Source organism: Streptomyces sp. NBC_01092, from assembly GCF_045039535.1.
Classification (GTDB): Bacteria; Actinomycetota; Actinomycetes; order Streptomycetales; family Streptomycetaceae; genus Streptomyces.
Genome location: NZ_CP108659.1, coordinates 3,562,737 through 3,580,211 on the forward strand (window position 1 = coordinate 3,562,737; position 17,475 = coordinate 3,580,211).

Here is a 17,475-nt window from a genome sequence, read left to right on the forward strand (position 1 = left end):
CCTCAGAGGACGGCGATCGGGTTGACCGGTGAGCCGGTGGCGTCGGGCAGCCTCAGCGGGGCGATCACGCAGAGGAACGACCAGCGCCCTTCCGCCTCGCAGGCCGGCGCCAGATCCTCGAACTGCAGGTAGTCCAGCAGATGAAGACCCATGGCGTGGACTGCCAGCACATGGACGGGGAAGTCGACGCCCTCGGTGGAACTTGGGGCGGTGTCGTTGTTCCCGTCGCCGCCGAGCACGGCGACCCGCCGATCGGCCAGGAACTCCAGCGCGGACGGATGGAGGTCGGCGCGTGCCCGCGCCGCGTGCCATGCGCCCAGCTCGGCGCGGCGGCGACGGTGGCCCACGCGGACGAACAGGAGATCCCCCTCGGACACGCGGACGTGCTCCGCGGTCTCGGCCGCCGTGAGGTCGTCGGTGGTCACATGGTCGCCCGGTTCGAGCCAGGCCACGCCGCGCGTGCGCGGGATGTCCAGCAGCACTCCGCGTCCGACGATCCCGTCGTGGGCCGCCTCGATGGAGAGCTCCGTGGCGCCACGCGAGGTGACGCTGCTCGCGGGCACGCCGCCGTGCAGGGTGCCGTCATAGATCACGTGGCACAGGGCGTCGATGTGGCTGTCCGCGTCGCCGTGCACGTTCATCGCGAAGCGGTCCATCGCGAAGTCGAGCCCGTCCGTGGCGCGTTCCTCCGGCCGACCGTTCATCCGGTGCCTCGCCGGCTCCGGATTGTCCGGGCCTGCCTGCGTCTCCACCGGCGCGGCGAGCGAGACCGTCCGGCCGGTACTGACCTCGCGGGTGGCGGCCAGCACCCTGGCGGGAGTGAGTGCCTCCAGGGCACCCCGGCCGCCGGCGGCCCAGGCGGCACGCGAGGCCAGGCGCCGGTACTGCGCGTCGAACTCGGCCGCGGTCAACCGCGTCTGTCCTGCGGGGCCGGCTCGGGGGGCCATGGGTCAGCGACCGTCCACCGCGTCGAGTGCCTCGTCGAGCGTTTTGGCGGCCATGATCGGCGACAGGTGGGTGAACGCCTGGGGGAAGTTGCCCAGTTGCTCCCCGCTCGGGCCGATCTCCTCGGCGAACAGGCCGACAGGGTTGGCGTAGGTCAGCATCTTCTCGAAGGTGTAGCGGGCCTGGGCCGTCCGCCCGGCCTGGGCCAGTGCGTCGACGTAGGCGAAGGTGCGCAGGCTGAAGGTGCCCTCCGAGCCACGCAGTCCGTCCGGCGAAGCCGCCGGGTCGTAGCGGTAGACGAGGCTGTCGGAGACGAGCTTGCGGTCCATCGCGTCGAGGGTGGAGAGCCAGGCCCTGGCCCCGGGGGCGATGAACCCGACCCTGGGCATGAGCAGCAGCGAGGTGTCCAGGACGTCACCGTCGTAGTGCTGGACGAAGGCGCGCTCCTTCTCGCTCCAGCCGCGTTCGATGACCTGGTCGAACACGGCGTCCCTCGCCCTGCGCCACCGCTCCAGGTCGGCGGGCCTGCGGAAGTACTCGGCCAGGCGCATCCCGTGGTCGAAGGCGACCCACGCCATCACCCGGCTGTAGGTGAAGTCCTGACGGCCGCCGCGGGTCTCCCAGATGCCCTCGTCCGGCCGGTCCCAGGCGTCGGCGAACCAGTCCAGCGTCCTGGTGAGTGCCTGCCATGCCTCGAAGTTCGCCTGGTGCGCGATCTCGCATCCCTCGTTCAGCGCGTACAGGGCCTCGCCGTAGATGTCGAGCTGGAGCTGGTCGGCGGCTCCGTTGCCGATGCGTACGGGGAACGAGCCCCGGTAGCCCTCGAAGTGATCGAGTGTCTCCTCCGGCAGGTCGGGGCTGCCGTCGATGCGGTACATCGTCTGGAGCGGCTCGTCCTTGCCCTCGCGCTCCCGCAGCCGGTCCACCAGCCAGTGGACGAAGGCGGTGGCCTCCTCGACGAACCCCAGGTCCAGCATGGCCCGCACGGACAGCGAGCCGTCGCGTACCCAGGTGAACCGGTAATCCCAGTTGCGCTCTCCGCCGACCTGCTCGGGCAGGCCCATGGTGGCCGCCGCGACCAGAGCGCCGGTGGGGGCGTAGGTGAGGAGCTTGAAGGTGATGGCCGAGCGGTGCACCAGCTCGGGCCAGCGTCCCCGGTAGCGGGACTGACGCAGCCAGGTCTGCCAGAACCGGGAGACTTCCTGGATCTGTTCGTCGAGCCCGTCGACGGTGGGGGGTGCGGGCGCGGCGCCGCCCGAGGCGCAGACGGTGAACACCGCGCCCCCGGATTCACCGGACTTCAGCGTCACCTTTCCGCGCACGTCCTTGCCGTCGCGCCCCAGCGGGAACGTGCACTGCAGGTGCCCGTCGATCCCGGCGGACCGGAACACGGCGTGGTTCTGGCCGAGTTCGAGTTCGTGCTCGGCGCGGCCGTAGTCGAAGCGCGGCCGGCAGTCGAGCGTGAAGTCGACGCTCCCCCGGACGACACGGATCACGCGGACCAGCGTGTGCCGGTCGGTGGCGGTGCGCGTCCGGTCCGGGGGCATGAAGTCCATCACCTCGCCCACCCCGTCCGGTGACATGAACCGGGTCACCAGGATGGCGGTGTCGGGATAGTAGAGCTGCTTGCACGTCCCCGCGGGGTGTTCGGGTGCCAGCCGCAGGTACCCGCCGCCGTCGTGGTCGAGGAGGGCCGCGAAGATGCTGGGCGAATCGAACCGGGGAGCGGCGAACCAGTCGACGACGCCCTGCGACGGGACCAGCGCCGCGGTCTGCAGGTCGCCCACCAGGCCGTGCTCGGCGATGGGAGGGTAGCGGTCCATCACTACTCCCAGATGTCGGCAAAGGCCTCTTTGTCCACTATCCGGTAATCCCGTCGGCCCTGCCATGTCGACGCGGTCGAGTACGGCTCGCCCGGCCGCCCTCAGCTTGCTGCCCCTCCGCCACCGGGGGTTACTGACGGTGAACAACGGAGGCCGTGGATGGAGATGATTCACCTCCGCCTGGTGAGTCCGGTCGATCTCACTCCTCGGGCGGTCGGGCTGCTCACCGACGACCGCTACGTCTTCAACCTGGTCGTTCTGCACGGACTGGCGATGAACCCCGACGGCGACGCGATCGAGTGCGACATCCTGACCGGCGCCGCCAACGCCGTACTGCGCGGACTGCGCGGTCTGGACCTCGACCGCCGCGGATCCATCGTGATCGAGCCGGTCGAGATGGCGCTGTCCGGTTCCGCGGCCGAGGCGGAGCAGAAGCAGCTCGGAGCGCTCGCTCACGCGCCCGTCTGGGAGGAGGTCGAAGCGCGCATCCGCGCCGAGGGCACCTATCGCCCGAGCTTCTACGTCTACCTGACCATCGCCGGCATCCTCGGGGCCGTCGGCATCATCACCAACTCGCAGATCCTGATCGTCGCGGCGATGGTCGTCGGGCCGGAGTACGGCGCCATCACCAGCGTCGCGCTGGGCATCGACCGCGGCAGTCGCACCAGGGTCCGCCAGGGCCTGTTCGCCCTGACCGCGGGATTCCTGCTGGCCATCGCGGTGACCTTCCTCTTCTCCTGGGCGATCCGGGGGCTCGACTTTCAGCCCGAGGCGTTCGAGCTGGGCATCCGACCGGTATCCACCCTGATCGACGCCCCCAACTTCTTCTCCGTCGTCGTCGCGGTCCTGGCCGGCGTGGTGGGGATCATGTCGCTGACCCAGGCCCGTACGAGCGCCCTGCTCGGCGTCTTCATCTCGGTCACGACCATCCCCGCCGCCGCCGACGTCGGCGTCTCGTGCGCGTTCTCCAGCTGGAGCGAGGCGCGCGGAGCGTTGATCCAGCTCCTCCTCAACATCGTGCTGCTGATCCTGGTGGGCGTACTGGCTCTCAGATTCCAGCGGGCCGTCTGGCGCTCCATCAGCCGGCGCAGCGGGCGCTCCTGAAGCGGAACCGGAAGGGTCATCCGTGACGACGAACCAGGTGCTCGTGGGAGTGGGCCTGACCCTGGTCCTCGCGGTCGGGTCACAGGTCCTGGCGAGCCGCCTGCGCATCCCCGCACTCATCGTGCTGCTGCCGGTCGGCTTCGCCGCCGGTGCGCTGATCGACGAGGTCAACCCGGAGCGGCTGCTGGGGTCGGCGTTCTCGCCTCTGGTGTCACTGGCCGTCGCCGTGATCCTCTACCACGCCGGCCTGGAGCTGAATCTGGCGCGGCTGAAGGGGCACACCCGCCGCGTCGTCGTCAGGCTGATCTGGATGGGGATCCTCCTCACCTGGCTCCTCGGTGCGCTGCTCGCCGCGCCGTTGCTGGACATGTCCCGGTCGGCGGCCGTCATGCTCGGCGCGATCCTCGTGGTGTCGGGGCCCACGGTCGTCGGACCGCTGCTCAGCTTCGTGCGGCCGAAGGACCGGCTCCAGCACATCCTGGTCTGGGAGGGCTCGCTGATCGACCCGATCGGCGGCATTCTCGGGGCGCTGGTCTTCCACGGGGTCGTGGCGGACGCGAAGCACCACGTCGGCAGCGGGGCCCTGGGCTTTCTGGCCAGCGTGGGCATCGGAGCGGCCGGTGGGGTGGTCGGGGCGGGCCTGCTGTGGGGTCTGTTCCGTGTGCTGCGGCTCGGCGAGGTGCTCGGCACCACGGCTCAACTCGCCGCGGTCATCGGTGTGGCGGCCTTCTGCGACGTCCTGCGCGACGACGCGGGACTCATCGCCGCCGTGCTGATGGGGCTCGCCGTCGCCAACCTGCCCGGCCTCGACGTCCCGGTCCGCCGGCCGTTCTTCGAGACCCTGGTCAGCCTGATCATCGGCCTGCTCTTCATCTCCATCTCGGCCACCGTCACCCCGCAGTCACTGCGCCACGTGGGCCTGCCCGCCCTCGCGCTCGCCGCCGTCCTGGTGCTGGCCGTCAGACCGCTGGTCGCCGCGGTGTCCACCCTCGGCACGGACCTGACCCGCGGCGAAAGGGGCTTCATCGGCTGGATGGCGCCGCGCGGCATCGTGGCGGCCGCCACGGCGTCCACGTTCTCGGCCACCCTCGTCGCCAAGGGGATCGGCGGTGCGTCGAAGATCCTCCCCGCCACGTTCGTGGTCATCGTGACGACGGTGACGCTCTACGGCCTGACCGCTTCCGTCGTGGCCCGGCGGCTGGACGTCGTACGTCCCTCCCGCTCACGTCCGCTGCTGGTCGGCGGTGACCCATGGGTGATCGACCTCGGTCTGGCCCTGAAGTCGGCGGGACTGGAGGTCCTGATGTGGGCGGGGCACGAGCAGCAGCGCGAACGCATCGAGCAGGCCGGGATCGAGCTCGCGTCCGGCGAGCTGCTCGCCGCCGTCACGGGTGAGCGGGCGGAACTGGAGGGCATCACGGCGGTGCTCTTCCTCACCGCCGAGGACGACTTCAACGCACTGGCGGCGGCGATTCTGCGCGGCAGCGTGGAGGGTACGGTCCACCAGCTCGGCGCACCGCCCGAGAGCCACGGCGTGGTGGCGCCGTTCCTCGGCGGCGAGGTCCTGTTCGGCGCGCATCTGACCTGGCCGGTCCTCGCCCGCCGGTACGAGGAGGGGGCGGCCCTGCTGTCGCGGCCCGCCGACGAGGGTGCGCTGCCGCCCGGTTGCGACCTGCTGTTCGTGGTGCGCCCGGACGGTCGCCTCGATCCGGTCACGGAAGCCGGGACGCCGCCGGCGGGGCCGGGGGACACGCTCGTGCTGCTGGTGCCGGGCCGGTTGCCGCAGCGACGTCAGGTGTCCTGATCCTTTCGGGAAGGCGGGCAGAGAACGGGCCACCTCGGTCAGCGAACGGGCGGCAGCCGCCGTCGCCACGGAGCCCCCAACCTCATCATGCAGGCATTTCACACTCCTAAAAACGGGCACTTTCGGTCATAAACCGCTCCACGACGAACCTGTCAGCACGCGCATTCGCCTTGTAGAAATTTGGCCACGCGCAGAGCGTTGAAACGAAAGGTGTCGCCGTGGACGCCGAAGAACGAAGACGCGGAATTCTGGAAGCGGCACGCCGTTCCGGATCCGTGGATGTCGGAGAACTCGCAGCCGGCCTCGGTGTCTCCAAGGAGACCGTGAGGCGCGATCTCAGCCTGTTGGAAAGGCATGGACTGGTCCGCCGCACCCACGGCGGTGCCCATCCCGTGGAGAGCGCGGGCTTCGAGACCACCCTCTCCTTCCGTACGACCATGCACGTCCCCGAGAAGTCGCGGATCGCGGCCGCCGCCGCCGAACTGCTCGGGGACGCCGAGACCGTCTTCATCGACGAGGGCTACACCCCGCAGCTCATCGCCGCCGCACTCCCCCGCGACCGGCCACTGACCGTGGTCACCTCCTCGCTGGCCACCGCCGGTGACCTGGCTTCGGCCGAGAACATCAGCGTGCTGCTGCTCGGCGGCCGGGTACGTGGCGGGACGCTGGCCACGGTCGACCACTGGGCTACCCGCATGCTGTCCGGCTTCGTCATCGACCTGGCGTACGTCGGCGCGAACGGCATCTCCCGCGAACACGGACTCACCACGCCCGACCCCGCGGTCAGCGAGGTCAAGGCCCAGGTCCTCAGGGCCGCCCGGCGCCGGGTGTTCTCCGGGGTCCACACGAAGTTCGGTGGCGTGAGCTTCTGCCGCTTCGCGGACGTCACGGAGTTCGAGGCGATCGTCACCGACACCGGGCTGCCCGTCTCCGAAGCACACCGCTACTCCCTGCTGGGCCCCGAGGTCATCCGGGTCTGAGCCGCAGTTCCACTCCCCATCCCACCCTCGCAGGCCGGGGGCCTGGTCCCCCACGCCCTCGCAACACCCTGGAGTCAGTCATGCGCGCACGAAGAATCACCCACATCCTCATCACGGCCACCGCCACCGGCTCGCTGCTCGCCGCCTGCAGCGGGGCGGGGGGCTCCGGCGGCTCCGGCGGCGACGGGCAGAGCATCAACGTGCTGATGGTCGGCAATCCGCAGATGGAGGACATCGCGAAGCTCACGAAGGACACCTTCACCAAGGACACCGGCATCAAGGTGAACTTCACGATCCTTCCCGAGAACGAGCTGCGCGACAAGGTGACCCAGGACGTCGCCACCCAGGCCGGCCAGTACGACGTCGCCACCATCGGCGCCTACGAGGTACCCATCTGGGAGAAGAACGGCTGGCTGCACGAACTCAGCTCCTACGCCGACAAGGACACGAGCTTCGACAAGGCCGACCTGCTCAAGCCGATGGTCACCTCCTTGTCCGGCTCGGACGGCAAGCTCTACGCCCTGCCGTTCTACGGCGAGTCCTCCTTCCTCATGTACAACAAGGACGTCATGGAGGCGAAGGGCGTCACGGTGCCCGAACACCCCACCTGGCAGCAGATAGCCGACATCGCGGCCAAGGTCGACGGCGCCGAGCCCGGCATGCGAGGCATCTGTCTGCGCGGTCTGGCCGGCTGGGGCGAACTCGGGGCGTCCCTGACGACCGTGGTCAACACCTTCGGCGGCACCTGGTTCACCAAGGACTGGAAGGCCGAGGTCAACAGCCCGGCGTTCAAGAAGGCGACGAACTTCTACGTCGACCTGGTCAGGAAGCACGGCGAGGCGGGAGCGGCACAGGCCGGCTTCACCGAGTGCCTGAACGCCATGAGCCAGAAGAAGGTCGCGATGTGGTACGACGCGACCAGTGCGGCCGGGTCGCTTGAGGACCCCAACGCCAGCAAGATCGCCGGGCATGTCGGCTACGCGTACGCGCCGACCGTCGAGACCAAGAGCAGCGGCTGGCTGTGGAGTTGGGCGTGGGCCATGCCCAAGACCACGAAGAAGGCCGACGCCGCCTCGAAGTTCATGCTGTGGGCCTCCGGCAAGGACTACGAGAAGCTCGTCGGCGAGAAGCTCGGCTGGTCGCGCGTCCCGGCCGGCAAGCGGGCCAGCACCTACGAGATCCCGGAGTACCAGAAGGCGGCCGCGGCGTTCGGTGACATCACCCTGAAGTCCATCGAGGGAGCCGACCCGGCGAACCCGGGCCTCCAGCCCAGGCCGACCGTGGGCGTGCAGTACGTGGCCGTCCCCGAGTTCCAGGACCTGGGAACCAAGGTCACCCAGGAGATCTCCGCCGCCATCGCCGGCAAGAGCGGCGTGGACAAGGCACTCGACGACGGCCAGAAGCTCGCCGAGGAAGTGGCCAAGAACTACCGGTGACCGTCGGACCACCGGCGACCTTCACCGCCCGGCCGGCCTCGGCGCCGGCCGGGCCCCCCTCCCCACCCCCGCCGTCACCGGCAGAGGAAAGCCATGACCACGCTCACCGCTCCACCCAAGACAGCACCACCGCCCAGCCGCCGGCGCACGTCCGCGGGCGCCGGCAAGTGGCGGCGCCGCATCCCGCTGCTGCCGGCGCTGGTCTTCACCATCGTCGTCACCCAACTGCCCTTCGTGGCCACGCTCGTCATCTCCACCCTCCAGTGGAACGTCCTCAAGCCGGGCGAGCGGCACTTCGTCGGCCTGTCCAACTTCCGGTTCGTCTTCACCGACGAGCGGCTGCGCACGGCGGTGCTCAACACCGTCGTACTCACCGCGTCGGTGGTGCTCATCAGCGTGGTCCTCGGCCTCGGTCTGGCGATGCTGCTCGACCGCCGGTTCCTGGGCCGCGGTCTGGCGCGGACGATGCTCATCGCGCCGTTCCTGGTCATGCCGGTCGCGGCGGCGCTGCTCTGGAAGCACGCCATCTACAACCCCGACTACGGCCTGCTCAACGGCACCCTCAACGCCGTGTACCGCTTCTTCGGCGCGGAGAACGGCCCCACGATCGACTGGGTGTCCACGTACCCCATGCCCGCCGTCGTGATCTCGCTGGTGTGGCAGTGGACGCCGTTCATGATGCTGATCCTCCTGGCCGGTCTGCAGGCACAGCCCGGTGACGTCCTGGAGGCGGCCCGGATGGACGGGGCGTCGGCCATGGCGACCTTCCGCTTCATCACCCTGCCGCACCTGCGCCAGTACATCGAGCTGGGCGTCCTGCTCGGCACGATCTACGTCGTGCAGACCTTCGACGCGGTCTACACCATCACCCAGGGCGGCCCCGGCTCCCGGACGACCAACCTGCCCTACGAGATCTACCTGACCATGTTCCGCAAGTACGAGTACGGCCAGGCGGCCGCCGCCGGCGTGGTCGTCGTACTCGGCTCGATCGTGATCGCGACCTTCGCGCTGCGCACCATCGCGTCGCTGTTCCGCGAGGAGGTGTCCCGATGACCGCACACGCGGCAGCCGCCGCTCCCGGCGCGAGACTCAAGAAGCTGATCCGCCGCCACGACGACCACGGCGGTGCACCACGCCTGTCACCCCTGTGGACCTTCGTGGCCTGGCTCGCGACGCTGGCGTTCTTCGCGCCGGTGGCGTGGATGGTGCTCACGTCCTTCCACCAGGAGGCGGACGCGGCGACCAACCCACCCAGCCCTCTCGCCCCGGTCACCCTCGACCAGTACAAGCTGCTGTTCAGCCGCGACATCACCCCGTTCCTGCTCAACTCGGCGATGGCGAGCGTCATTTCGACGGTGCTGGTGCTCGCGCTGGCGGTGCCGGCGGCCTACGCACTGTCCATCAAGCCGGTCCAGAAGTGGACCGACGTGATGTTCTTCTTCCTGTCCACCAAGTTCCTGCCGGCCATCGCGGCCCTGCTGCCCGTGTACCTGATCGTCAAGGACGCCGGGATGCTGGACAACGTGTGGACGCTGATCGTCCTCTACACCGCGATGAACCTGCCGATCGCGGTCTGGATGATGCGCTCGTTCCTCGCCGAGGTGCCCAAGGAGATCCTGGAGGCCGCCGAGGTCGACGGCGCGGGCCTGCTGACCGTGCTGTGGCGGGTCGTGGCGCCGGTCGCCATGCCGGGACTGGCCGCCACCTCCCTGATCTGCTTCATCTTCAGCTGGAACGAGTTCATGTTCGCCGTGAACCTCACCGCGACGAACGCGTCCACCGCGCCGGTCTTCCTCGTCGGCTTCATCACCAGCGAGGGCCTCTTCCTCGCCCGGCTCTGCGCCGCCGCCACGCTGGTCTCCCTGCCGGTCCTCATCGCAGGCTTCGCCGCCCAGGACAAACTGGTCCGCGGCCTGTCCCTAGGAGCAGTCAAGTGAAAGCCGCTGTCATCGAAGCCCCCGGCAAGGTCACCGTCACCACGGTGCCCGACCCCACTCCCGGCCCGCGCGAGGTCGTGATCGACGTCGCGGCCTGCGGACTGTGCGGAACCGACCTGCACATCCTCCAGGGCGAGTTCGCCCCGACCCTGCCGGTCGTGCCGGGCCACGAGTTCGCCGGCGAGGTCGTGGGCCTCGGCAGCGAGGTCACCGAACTCGCCCTCGGCGACCGGGTCGCCGTGGACCCCTCGCTGTACTGCAACGAGTGCCGCTACTGCCGGACCGGACGCAACAACCTGTGCGACCGGTGGCAGGCGATCGGGGTGACCCGGTCCGGCGGCGCCGCCGAGTACGCCCTCGCGCCCGTCGCCAACTGCGTACGGCTGCCCGACCACGTGGACACCCAGGACGCGGCACTGATCGAGCCGCTGTCCTGCGCGGTGCGCGGCTACGACGTACTCAGCAGCCGGCTCGGCTCCCATGTGCTGATCTACGGCAGCGGGACGATGGGCCTGATGATGCTGGAGCTGGCCAAACGCACCGGCGCCGCCTCGGTGGACGTCGTCGACATCAACGCGGAACGGCTGGCGACGGCCCAGAAGCTGGGCTGTTCCCAGGCGGCACTGTCGGCGGAGGACTTGAGCCGCCCCGCCGGCTGGGACGTGGTCGTCGACGCGACCGGCAACGCCGCCGCCATCCAGGACGGCCTGGACCGGGTCGCCAAGGCGGGAACCTTCCTCCAGTTCGGCGTCTCCGACTACGCGACGACGGCCACCATTTCGCCGTACCGCATCTACAACCAGGAAATCACCATCACCGGCTCCATGGCGGTGCTGCACAGCTACGAACGCGCGGCCGAACTGTTCGCCACCGGGGTGCTCGATCCGCAGCTGTTCATCAGCCACCGGATGCCGCTGACTCAGTACCCGGAGGCACTGGCGCGTTTCGCATCCGGCCAGGGACGAAAGATCGTCGTGGTGCCCTGATCCGCACCGGACGGGGGCCGCGTGCCCGGCACACTCCGCAGTTCAGAACGTTTCTCTGACCTGCTCTTGGTGGGGCGGGTGGGACTCGAACCCACGGCCGACGGATTATGAGTCCGCTGCTCTAACCGGCTGAGCTACCGCCCCATAGCGGCGTGTCGCGTACAAGTGTGCGCGCCGTCTGCCGCAGCATAGCCGCTCATACGATCTCCTGCTTCGCATGGTCGACTTCGCATGCCCTGAAGGACTCCGCCGCGACCTGCACGGTTCCCGCGGCAGGTGATCAGACATGAAAAAGGACCCCCACGGGGGTCCTTGTTCAGCTGCTCCCCCGACTGGACTCGAACCAGTAACCTGCCGGTTAACAGCCGGCTGCTCTGCCAATTGAGCTACGGAGGACCGAGCTCCCCCGACTGGACTCGAACCAGTAACCTGCCGGTTAACAGCCGGCTGCTCTGCCAATTGAGCTACGGAGGAATGCCTCGTTGCATCGAACGTACCTACCTGGGTAATCGCCAGGGGGCGTGCGCTCGCTGCGACACATACATTAGCGCAAGCAGGGGGGTGCTCCGCCAATCGGTTCCCTCCGGCACCGACGCCGCACCAGGGACCTACCTCAAGGGAAGGGTGGCAGCCATGCGCTACCGGCTCACGTTCGTCATCGGACTCGCCGTCGGTTACGTCCTCGGCACACGCGCCGGACGCGAGCGCTACGAGCAGCTGAAGAAGACCGCCCGGGAGATCTCCCAGAACCCCGCGGTGCGCAACACCGCGGAGTCGGCGGCACAACAGGGCCGTGTCTTCGCGGGCAAGGCGTACCACACGGTCAGCGAGAAGGTGGGCGACCGAGTCCCCGAGACGGTGGCCCAACGGGTCCGCAGCCTCCGCGAGCGCAGCGCCCACAACGGAGGCGCGGAGGACGACTGGGGCACGAGCAACACGTGACAGCACCTCCTGGACGCCGGTCACGGCAACGCCGCAAAGGGGCGCGGGGCACTGCGCGACCAGCCCTCCACGACCCGCACCCGAAATCAAACACGCACCCCTACGACGCCCACGGCCCAAGCAAGCGCAGCGCTACGGCACAATTTGGGCCATGGGGATAGTCGCCGGGTTGGACAGTTCGCCCGATTTCACGCGCATCGTCGTCTGCGACACGGATACAGGCGCCGTGCTCAGGCAGGGGTACGCCCCGCACCCGGTGGAGTCGCCGGAGGGCGGCGCGCGCCCCTCCGACGTCGACCCGCAGGCCTGGCTGCTCTCACTCGGTGAGGCGGCCACCGGCGGGCTGCTCGAAGGTGTGCAGGCCATCGGCGTGTCCGCGCAGCAGAACGCGGTGGTGCCGCTCGACGCGCAGGGCAACACCGTGCGCCCCGCGATGGTGGGCGGCGACAAGCGCGCCCAGGTCGCGGCGGCGGATCTGATCGACGCGCTGGGCGGGCGCGAGGCGTGGGCGCAGGCCGTGGGGTGTGTGCCGCAGGCCCCGCAGCCGGTGACCAAGCTGCGCTGGCTGGCCAAGACCGAGCCGGAGAACGCGGTACGCACCGCCGTCCTCATGCAGGCGCACGACTGGCTGGTGTGGCAGCTGCTCGGCCGCCCTGTGAGAAGGACCACGGACCGCGGCGGGGCCTCGGGCACGGGCTACTGGTCGGCGGCGACCGGCACCTACCGCGGCGATCTCGTCGAGCTGGCGCTCGGCCACCAGGCGATGCTGCCCGAGGTGATCGGGCCGGCCGAGGCGGCCGGTACGACGCCGGAGGGGCTGCTGATCTCCGCGGGGACCGGCGAGACCATGGCCGCCGCCTTCGGGCTCGGCATCGGGCTGGGCGACGCCGTCGTGTCGCTCGGCGCGTCCGGTTCCGTGATGGCCGTGCACCCCGAGGCGCTCGTCGACAGCTCCGGGATGATCACCTCCCTGGCCGACGCGACCGGCATGCACCTCCCGGTCGTCACCACCCTCAACGCCGTACGCACCCTGCGCGGCGCCGCCGAACTGCTCGGTGTGCCCGATCTGGAGGGCCTGTCCGACCTGGCGATGAAGTCGACGCCGGGCGCGCACGGCCTGGTGCTGCTGCCCTATCTGGAGGGTGAGCGGACGCCGAACCTGCCGCACACCGCGGGCACGCTGGCGGGGCTGCGGCGGGAGTCGATGAAGCCGGAGCACCTGGCGCGGGCCGCGTTCGAGGGCATGCTGTGCGGCCTCGCGGACGCGCTCGACGTGCTGCGAGGCCGGGGTGTCGACGTGCGGCGGGTCTTCCTGCTCGGGGCGGTCGCCGAGCTGTCCGCGGTGCAGGCGGCGGCGCCCGCGCTGTTCGGGACGCAGGTCGTCGTGCCGCAGCCCGCGGACTACGCGGCGATCGGCGCCGCCCGGCAGGCCGCCTGGGCGCTCGGGGTGTCGCAGGGCTCGCTCGACCCGCGCACCCCGCCGATCTGGCAGGGCGCGGCGGCGCAGGTCCTGGATCCCGGTGAGGAGCTGGCGGTGGGCCAGGCGGTGCGCCAGCAGTTCGTGTCGGTGCGCGAGCAGACGCATCCCGGGGCGTTCCGGTCGTAGGAACCGGGCGCTCCGGATCTCCCGGAAGGTAAGAGCCCGGTAGGAACCGGACCCGGAAGGCCGTACAGGGCGGCGCTGACGGGTTAATCGGTTGAGGTAACACCGCTGGAGTGTTCGACGATAGGGGCCAGGGGCAACCAATGCGGCCCCATCGCCGACTCCGAGAGAAGCAGCGTGCTCATACGACTTCTGCGGACCCACCTCAGTCCGTACCGAAAACCCATCACCTTGCTGGTGCTGCTGCAGCTGCTGCAGACCTGCGCCACTCTCTACCTGCCCACGCTGAACGCGGACATCATCGACCAGGGTGTCGTCACCGGTGACACCGGCTACATCCTCAGCTACGGCGCCCTGATGGTCGGCATCTCGCTGGCGCAGGTCGTGTGCAACATCGGTGCCGTCTACTACGGCGCCCGGACCGCCTCGGCGCTGGGCCGGGACGTGCGGGCCGCCGTCTTCGACCGGGTGCAGTCGTTCTCGGCACGTGAGGTCGGCCACTTCGGCGCGCCCTCGCTGATCACCCGGACGACCAACGACGTCCAGCAGGTGCAGATGCTGGCGCTGATGACCTTCACGCTGATGGTGTCGGCGCCCATCATGTGCGTCGGCGGGATCGTGCTGGCGCTCGGTCTGGACGTGCCGCTGTCCGCGGTGCTGGTGGCCGTGGTGCCCACCCTGGGCATCAGCGTGTACTTGATCGTGCGGCGGCTGCGGCCGCTGTTCCGGACCATGCAGGTGCGCCTGGACACGGTGAACCGGGTGCTGCGCGAGCAGATCACCGGCAACCGGGTGATCCGCGCGTTCGTGCGCGACGAGTACGAGCAGCACCGGTTCGGCAAGGCCAACACGGGGCTCACCGAGATGGCGATGGGCACCGGCAATCTGCTCGCGCTGATGTTCCCGATCGTGATGACGGTGGTGAACCTGTCGTCGATCGCGGTGGTGTGGTTCGGCGCCCATCGCATCGACAGCGGCGGGATGCAGATCGGTGACCTGACCGCGTTCCTCGCCTATCTGATGCAGATCGTGATGTCCGTGATGATGGCCACCTTCATGTTCATGATGGTGCCGCGCGCGGAGGTGTGCGCCGAGCGCATCCAGGAGGTCCTGGACACCTCCTCCAGCGTGGTGCCGCCGGTCGCGCCCGTGCGGGAGCTGCGCAGGCACGGTCATCTGGAGCTCCAGGGCGCGGGCTTCCGCTATCCGGGTGCCGAGGAGCCGGTGCTGAAGGCGGTCGACCTGGTCGCGCTGCCGGGTGAGACGACGGCCGTGATCGGCTCGACCGGCAGCGGCAAGTCGACCCTGCTGGGGCTCGTCCCCCGGCTGTTCGACGCGACCGACGGCCGGGTGCTGGTGGACGGGGAGGACGTCGCGACGATCGATCCCCAGGTGCTGGCCAGGACCGTCGGGCTCGTCCCGCAGAAGCCGTACCTGTTCGCCGGGACCGTGGCGACCAACCTTCGCTACGGCAATCCGGACGCGACGGACGAGGAGCTGTGGCAGGCGCTGGAGGTGGCGCAGGCCAAGGAGTTCGTGTCGCGGCTGGAGGGCGGGCTCGACGCGCCCATCGCGCAGGGCGGGACGAACGTCTCGGGCGGTCAGCGCCAGCGGCTCGCGATCGCCCGCACCCTGGTCCAGCGTCCGGAGATCTATCTCTTCGACGACTCCTTCTCGGCGCTCGACTACGCCACCGACGCCGCCCTGCGTGCGGCGCTCGGGCGCGAGACGTCCGAGGCGACCGTCGTGATCGTCGCCCAGCGGGTGGCGACCATCCGGGACGCGGACCGGATCGTCGTGCTCGACGAGGGCCGGGTCGTCGGCGCGGGCCGGCACCACGAGCTGATGGCGGACAACGAGACGTACCGGGAGATCGTGCTCTCCCAGCTGACGGAAGCGGAGGCTGCCTGATGGCCGGGCCCATGGGACGGATGATGGCCGGCGGCGGTCCCGATCAGCGCTCGCTGGACTTCAAGGTGTCGGGCAGGCGGCTCGTCGCCCAGTTCAAGCCCGAGCGGCTGACGATCTACGTGCTGCTGTTCTGCGTGGTCGTGAGCGTGGGGCTGTCGGTCGCCGGGCCGAAGATCCTCGGTGAGGCCACCGACCTGGTCTTCGCGGGCATCGTCGGGCGGCAGTTCGCGTCCGGGATGACCAAGGAGCAGGTCCTGGCGGCCATGCGGGAGCGCGGCGACGGCCAGATCGCCGACATGCTGCGCAGCACCGACTTCACGCCGGGCCAGGGCATCGACTTCGGCGCGGTGGGGAACGTACTGCTCTTCGCGGTGGTCGTGTTCGTCGTCGCCGGTCTGCTGATGGCGGTGGCGACGCGGCTGGTGAACCGGGCCGTGAACCGCACGATGTACCGGATGCGCGAGGACGTGCAGACGAAGCTGTCGCGGCTGCCGCTGTCGTACTTCGACAAGAGCCGGCGCGGCGAGGTGCTCTCCCGGGCGACCAACGACATCGACAACATCGGGCAGACGCTCCAGCAGTCGATGGGGCAGCTCATCAACTCGGTGCTGACCATCATCGGTGTGCTGGCGATGATGTTCTGGGTGTCGTGGCTGCTCGCGCTGGTCGCGCTGGTGACCGTGCCGCTGTCGTTCGTCGTCGCCACGCGCGTGGGCAAGCGTTCGCAGCCGCACTTCGTGCAGCAGTGGCGCACGACCGGCAAGCTCAACGCGCACGTCGAGGAGATGTACACCGGGCACACCCTGGTGAAGGTGTTCGGGCGGCAGGAGGAGTCGGCGAAGCAGTTCGCCGAGCAGAACGACGCGCTGTACGAGGCGGGCTTCAAGGCGCAGTTCAACAGCGGTGTGATGCAGCCGCTGATGCTCTTCGTGTCGAACATCAACTACGTCCTGGTCGCGGTGGTCGGCGGTCTGCGGGTCGCCTCGGGCTCGCTGTCGATCGGTGACGTGCAGGCGTTCATTCAGTACTCGCGGCAGTTCTCGATGCCGCTGACGCAGGTGGCGTCGATGGCGAACCTCGTGCAGTCGGGTGTCGCCTCGGCCGAGCGGGTCTTCGAGCTCCTCGACGCGGAGGAGCAGCAGGCGGATCCCGTGCCGGGCGTACGGCCGGAGGAGCTGCGGGGCCGGGTGGCGCTGGAGCAGGTGTCCTTCCGGTACGACCCGGAGAAGCCGCTGATCGAGGACCTGTCGCTGGCGGTGGAACCCGGGCACACGGTCGCGATCGTCGGGCCGACGGGGGCCGGCAAGACGACCCTGGTCAACCTGCTGATGCGGTTCTACGACGTGTCGTCCGGGCGCATCACCCTCGACGGCGTCGACATCTCCCGGATGTCCCGGGACGAGCTGCGGGCCGGGATCGGGATGGTGCTGCAGGACACCTGGCTGTTCGGCGGCACGATCGCGGAGAACATCGCGTATGGCGCCTCCCGGGAAGTCACCCGGGGTGAGATCGAGGAGGCCGCGCGGGCCGCCCACGCCGATCGGTTCATCCGTACTCTGCCCGACGGGTACGACACGGTGATCGACGACGAGGGGTCGGGGGTCAGCGCGGGCGAGAAGCAGCTGATCACCATCGCGCGGGCGTTCCTGTCCGACCCGGTGATTCTGGTCCTTGACGAGGCGACGTCCTCGGTCGACACCCGTACGGAGGTTCTGATCCAGAAGGCGATGGCGAAGCTGGCGCACGGGCGTACGTCGTTCGTGATCGCGCACCGGCTGTCGACCATCCGGGACGCGGACACGATCCTCGTCATGGAGAACGGCTCGATCGTGGAACAGGGTGCGCACGGGGAGCTGTTGGCGGCCGACGGGGCGTATGCGCGGTTGTACAAGGCGCAGTTCGCTCAGGCGGTGGCCGAGGTGGACTGACGTCTGCGGGTCCGTCGTGGCTGGTCGCGCCCACGCGGCGGAGCCGCATATTCATACAGCCCCGCGCCTCTTCAGG

At 69.5% G+C, this 17,475-nt stretch carries 13 protein-coding genes and 3 tRNA genes; 11 read left to right on the plus strand and 5 right to left on the minus strand.

The window, feature by feature from the left end; genetic code table 11:
• Window positions 1-2 precede the first annotated feature (2 nt).
• Window positions 3-947, minus strand: a complete 945-nt coding sequence (locus OG254_RS15945) for a cyclase family protein (protein WP_405582189.1) — start codon at window positions 945-947, stop codon at window positions 3-5.
• Between the two features lie 3 nt (window positions 948-950).
• Complete coding sequence (locus OG254_RS15950; protein WP_405582191.1) at window positions 951-2,768, minus strand: glycoside hydrolase family 15 protein; 1,818 nt, start codon at window positions 2,766-2,768, stop codon at window positions 951-953.
• A 159-nt stretch (window positions 2,769-2,927) separates the two neighbouring features.
• Between OG254_RS15950 and OG254_RS15955 the strand changes: the two genes are divergently transcribed.
• The 7 genes from OG254_RS15955 to OG254_RS15985 all read left to right on the plus strand — a co-directional run bounded on the left by OG254_RS15955 (window position 2,928) and on the right by OG254_RS15985 (window position 11,015).
• A complete protein-coding gene (locus OG254_RS15955) occupies window positions 2,928-3,872 on the plus strand; it encodes a DUF389 domain-containing protein (protein WP_405582194.1) in 945 nt (314 codons plus the stop codon).
• Window positions 3,873-3,894: 22 nt separating this feature from the next.
• Window positions 3,895-5,676 (plus strand): cation:proton antiporter, encoded by a 1,782-nt coding sequence (locus tag OG254_RS15960; protein ID WP_405582196.1) that lies wholly within the window; start codon window positions 3,895-3,897, stop codon window positions 5,674-5,676.
• Window positions 5,677-5,894: 218 nt separating this feature from the next.
• Window positions 5,895-6,656, plus strand: a complete 762-nt coding sequence (locus OG254_RS15965; protein ID WP_405582199.1) for a DeoR/GlpR family DNA-binding transcription regulator — start codon at window positions 5,895-5,897, stop codon at window positions 6,654-6,656.
• 80 nt (window positions 6,657-6,736) lie between these two features.
• On the plus strand, window positions 6,737-8,092 hold the full coding sequence (locus OG254_RS15970) for an ABC transporter substrate-binding protein (RefSeq protein ID WP_405582202.1): 1,356 nt from the start codon (window positions 6,737-6,739) through the stop codon (window positions 8,090-8,092).
• A gap of 93 nt (window positions 8,093-8,185) precedes the next feature.
• Complete coding sequence (locus OG254_RS15975; RefSeq protein ID WP_147999062.1) at window positions 8,186-9,145, plus strand: carbohydrate ABC transporter permease; 960 nt, start codon at window positions 8,186-8,188, stop codon at window positions 9,143-9,145.
• On the plus strand, window positions 9,142-10,029 hold the full coding sequence (locus OG254_RS15980) for a carbohydrate ABC transporter permease (protein WP_405582204.1): 888 nt from the start codon (window positions 9,142-9,144) through the stop codon (window positions 10,027-10,029). Before OG254_RS15975 ends, OG254_RS15980 begins: the two co-directional genes overlap by 4 nt.
• Window positions 10,026-11,015: a zinc-dependent alcohol dehydrogenase family protein gene (locus OG254_RS15985; RefSeq protein WP_405582207.1), complete on the plus strand. Its 990-nt coding sequence runs from the start codon at window positions 10,026-10,028 to the stop codon at window positions 11,013-11,015. Before OG254_RS15980 ends, OG254_RS15985 begins: the two co-directional genes overlap by 4 nt.
• 67 nt (window positions 11,016-11,082) lie before the next feature.
• Here OG254_RS15985 and OG254_RS15990 read toward each other — a convergent pair.
• From OG254_RS15990 to OG254_RS16000, 3 genes are all read right to left on the minus strand, one after another.
• Window positions 11,083-11,159 (minus strand) — tRNA-Ile (locus OG254_RS15990).
• Between the two features lie 179 nt (window positions 11,160-11,338).
• Window positions 11,339-11,411: transfer RNA gene (locus tag OG254_RS15995), tRNA-Asn, on the minus strand.
• Between the two features lie 5 nt (window positions 11,412-11,416).
• Window positions 11,417-11,489: transfer RNA gene (locus tag OG254_RS16000), tRNA-Asn, on the minus strand.
• A 159-nt stretch (window positions 11,490-11,648) separates the two neighbouring features.
• Here OG254_RS16000 and OG254_RS16005 point away from each other — a divergent pair.
• The 4 genes from OG254_RS16005 (at window position 11,649) to OG254_RS16020 (ending at window position 17,399) form a co-directional block, all read left to right on the plus strand.
• Window positions 11,649-11,957 (plus strand): YtxH domain-containing protein, encoded by a 309-nt coding sequence (locus OG254_RS16005; protein WP_351187982.1) that lies wholly within the window; start codon window positions 11,649-11,651, stop codon window positions 11,955-11,957.
• Between the two features lie 151 nt (window positions 11,958-12,108).
• Window positions 12,109-13,563, plus strand: coding sequence for an FGGY-family carbohydrate kinase (locus tag OG254_RS16010; protein ID WP_405582209.1), 1,455 nt, complete (start codon window positions 12,109-12,111; stop codon window positions 13,561-13,563).
• A 174-nt stretch (window positions 13,564-13,737) separates the two neighbouring features.
• Window positions 13,738-15,471: an ABC transporter ATP-binding protein gene (locus OG254_RS16015; protein WP_405582211.1), complete on the plus strand. Its 1,734-nt coding sequence runs from the start codon at window positions 13,738-13,740 to the stop codon at window positions 15,469-15,471.
• The gene (locus OG254_RS16020; protein ID WP_405582213.1) at window positions 15,471-17,399 is read left to right on the plus strand and encodes an ABC transporter ATP-binding protein; all 1,929 of its coding nucleotides are present in this window, start codon (window positions 15,471-15,473) and stop codon (window positions 17,397-17,399) included. Before OG254_RS16015 ends, OG254_RS16020 begins: the two co-directional genes overlap by 1 nt.
• Window positions 17,400-17,475: the final 76 nt, after the last annotated feature.

Excerpts from the sequence above, each read along its gene's own strand:
- OG254_RS16010 (WP_405582209.1), top strand. The coding sequence starts at position 12,109 with ATGGGGATAGTCGCCGGGTTGGACAGTTCGCCCGATTTCACGCGCATC.
- OG254_RS16020 (WP_405582213.1), top strand. The coding sequence starts at position 15,471 with ATGGCCGGGCCCATGGGACGGATGATGGCCGGCGGCGGTCCCGATCAG.
- OG254_RS16005 (WP_351187982.1), top strand. The coding sequence starts at position 11,649 with ATGCGCTACCGGCTCACGTTCGTCATCGGACTCGCCGTCGGTTACGTC.
- OG254_RS15980 (WP_405582204.1), top strand. The coding sequence starts at position 9,142 with ATGACCGCACACGCGGCAGCCGCCGCTCCCGGCGCGAGACTCAAGAAG.
- OG254_RS15975 (WP_147999062.1), top strand. The coding sequence starts at position 8,186 with ATGACCACGCTCACCGCTCCACCCAAGACAGCACCACCGCCCAGCCGC.
- OG254_RS15945 (WP_405582189.1), bottom strand. The coding sequence starts at position 947 with ATGGCCCCCCGAGCCGGCCCCGCAGGACAGACGCGGTTGACCGCGGCC.
- OG254_RS15950 (WP_405582191.1), bottom strand. The coding sequence starts at position 2,768 with ATGGACCGCTACCCTCCCATCGCCGAGCACGGCCTGGTGGGCGACCTG.
- OG254_RS15970 (WP_405582202.1), top strand. The coding sequence starts at position 6,737 with ATGCGCGCACGAAGAATCACCCACATCCTCATCACGGCCACCGCCACC.
- OG254_RS15955 (WP_405582194.1), top strand. The coding sequence starts at position 2,928 with ATGGAGATGATTCACCTCCGCCTGGTGAGTCCGGTCGATCTCACTCCT.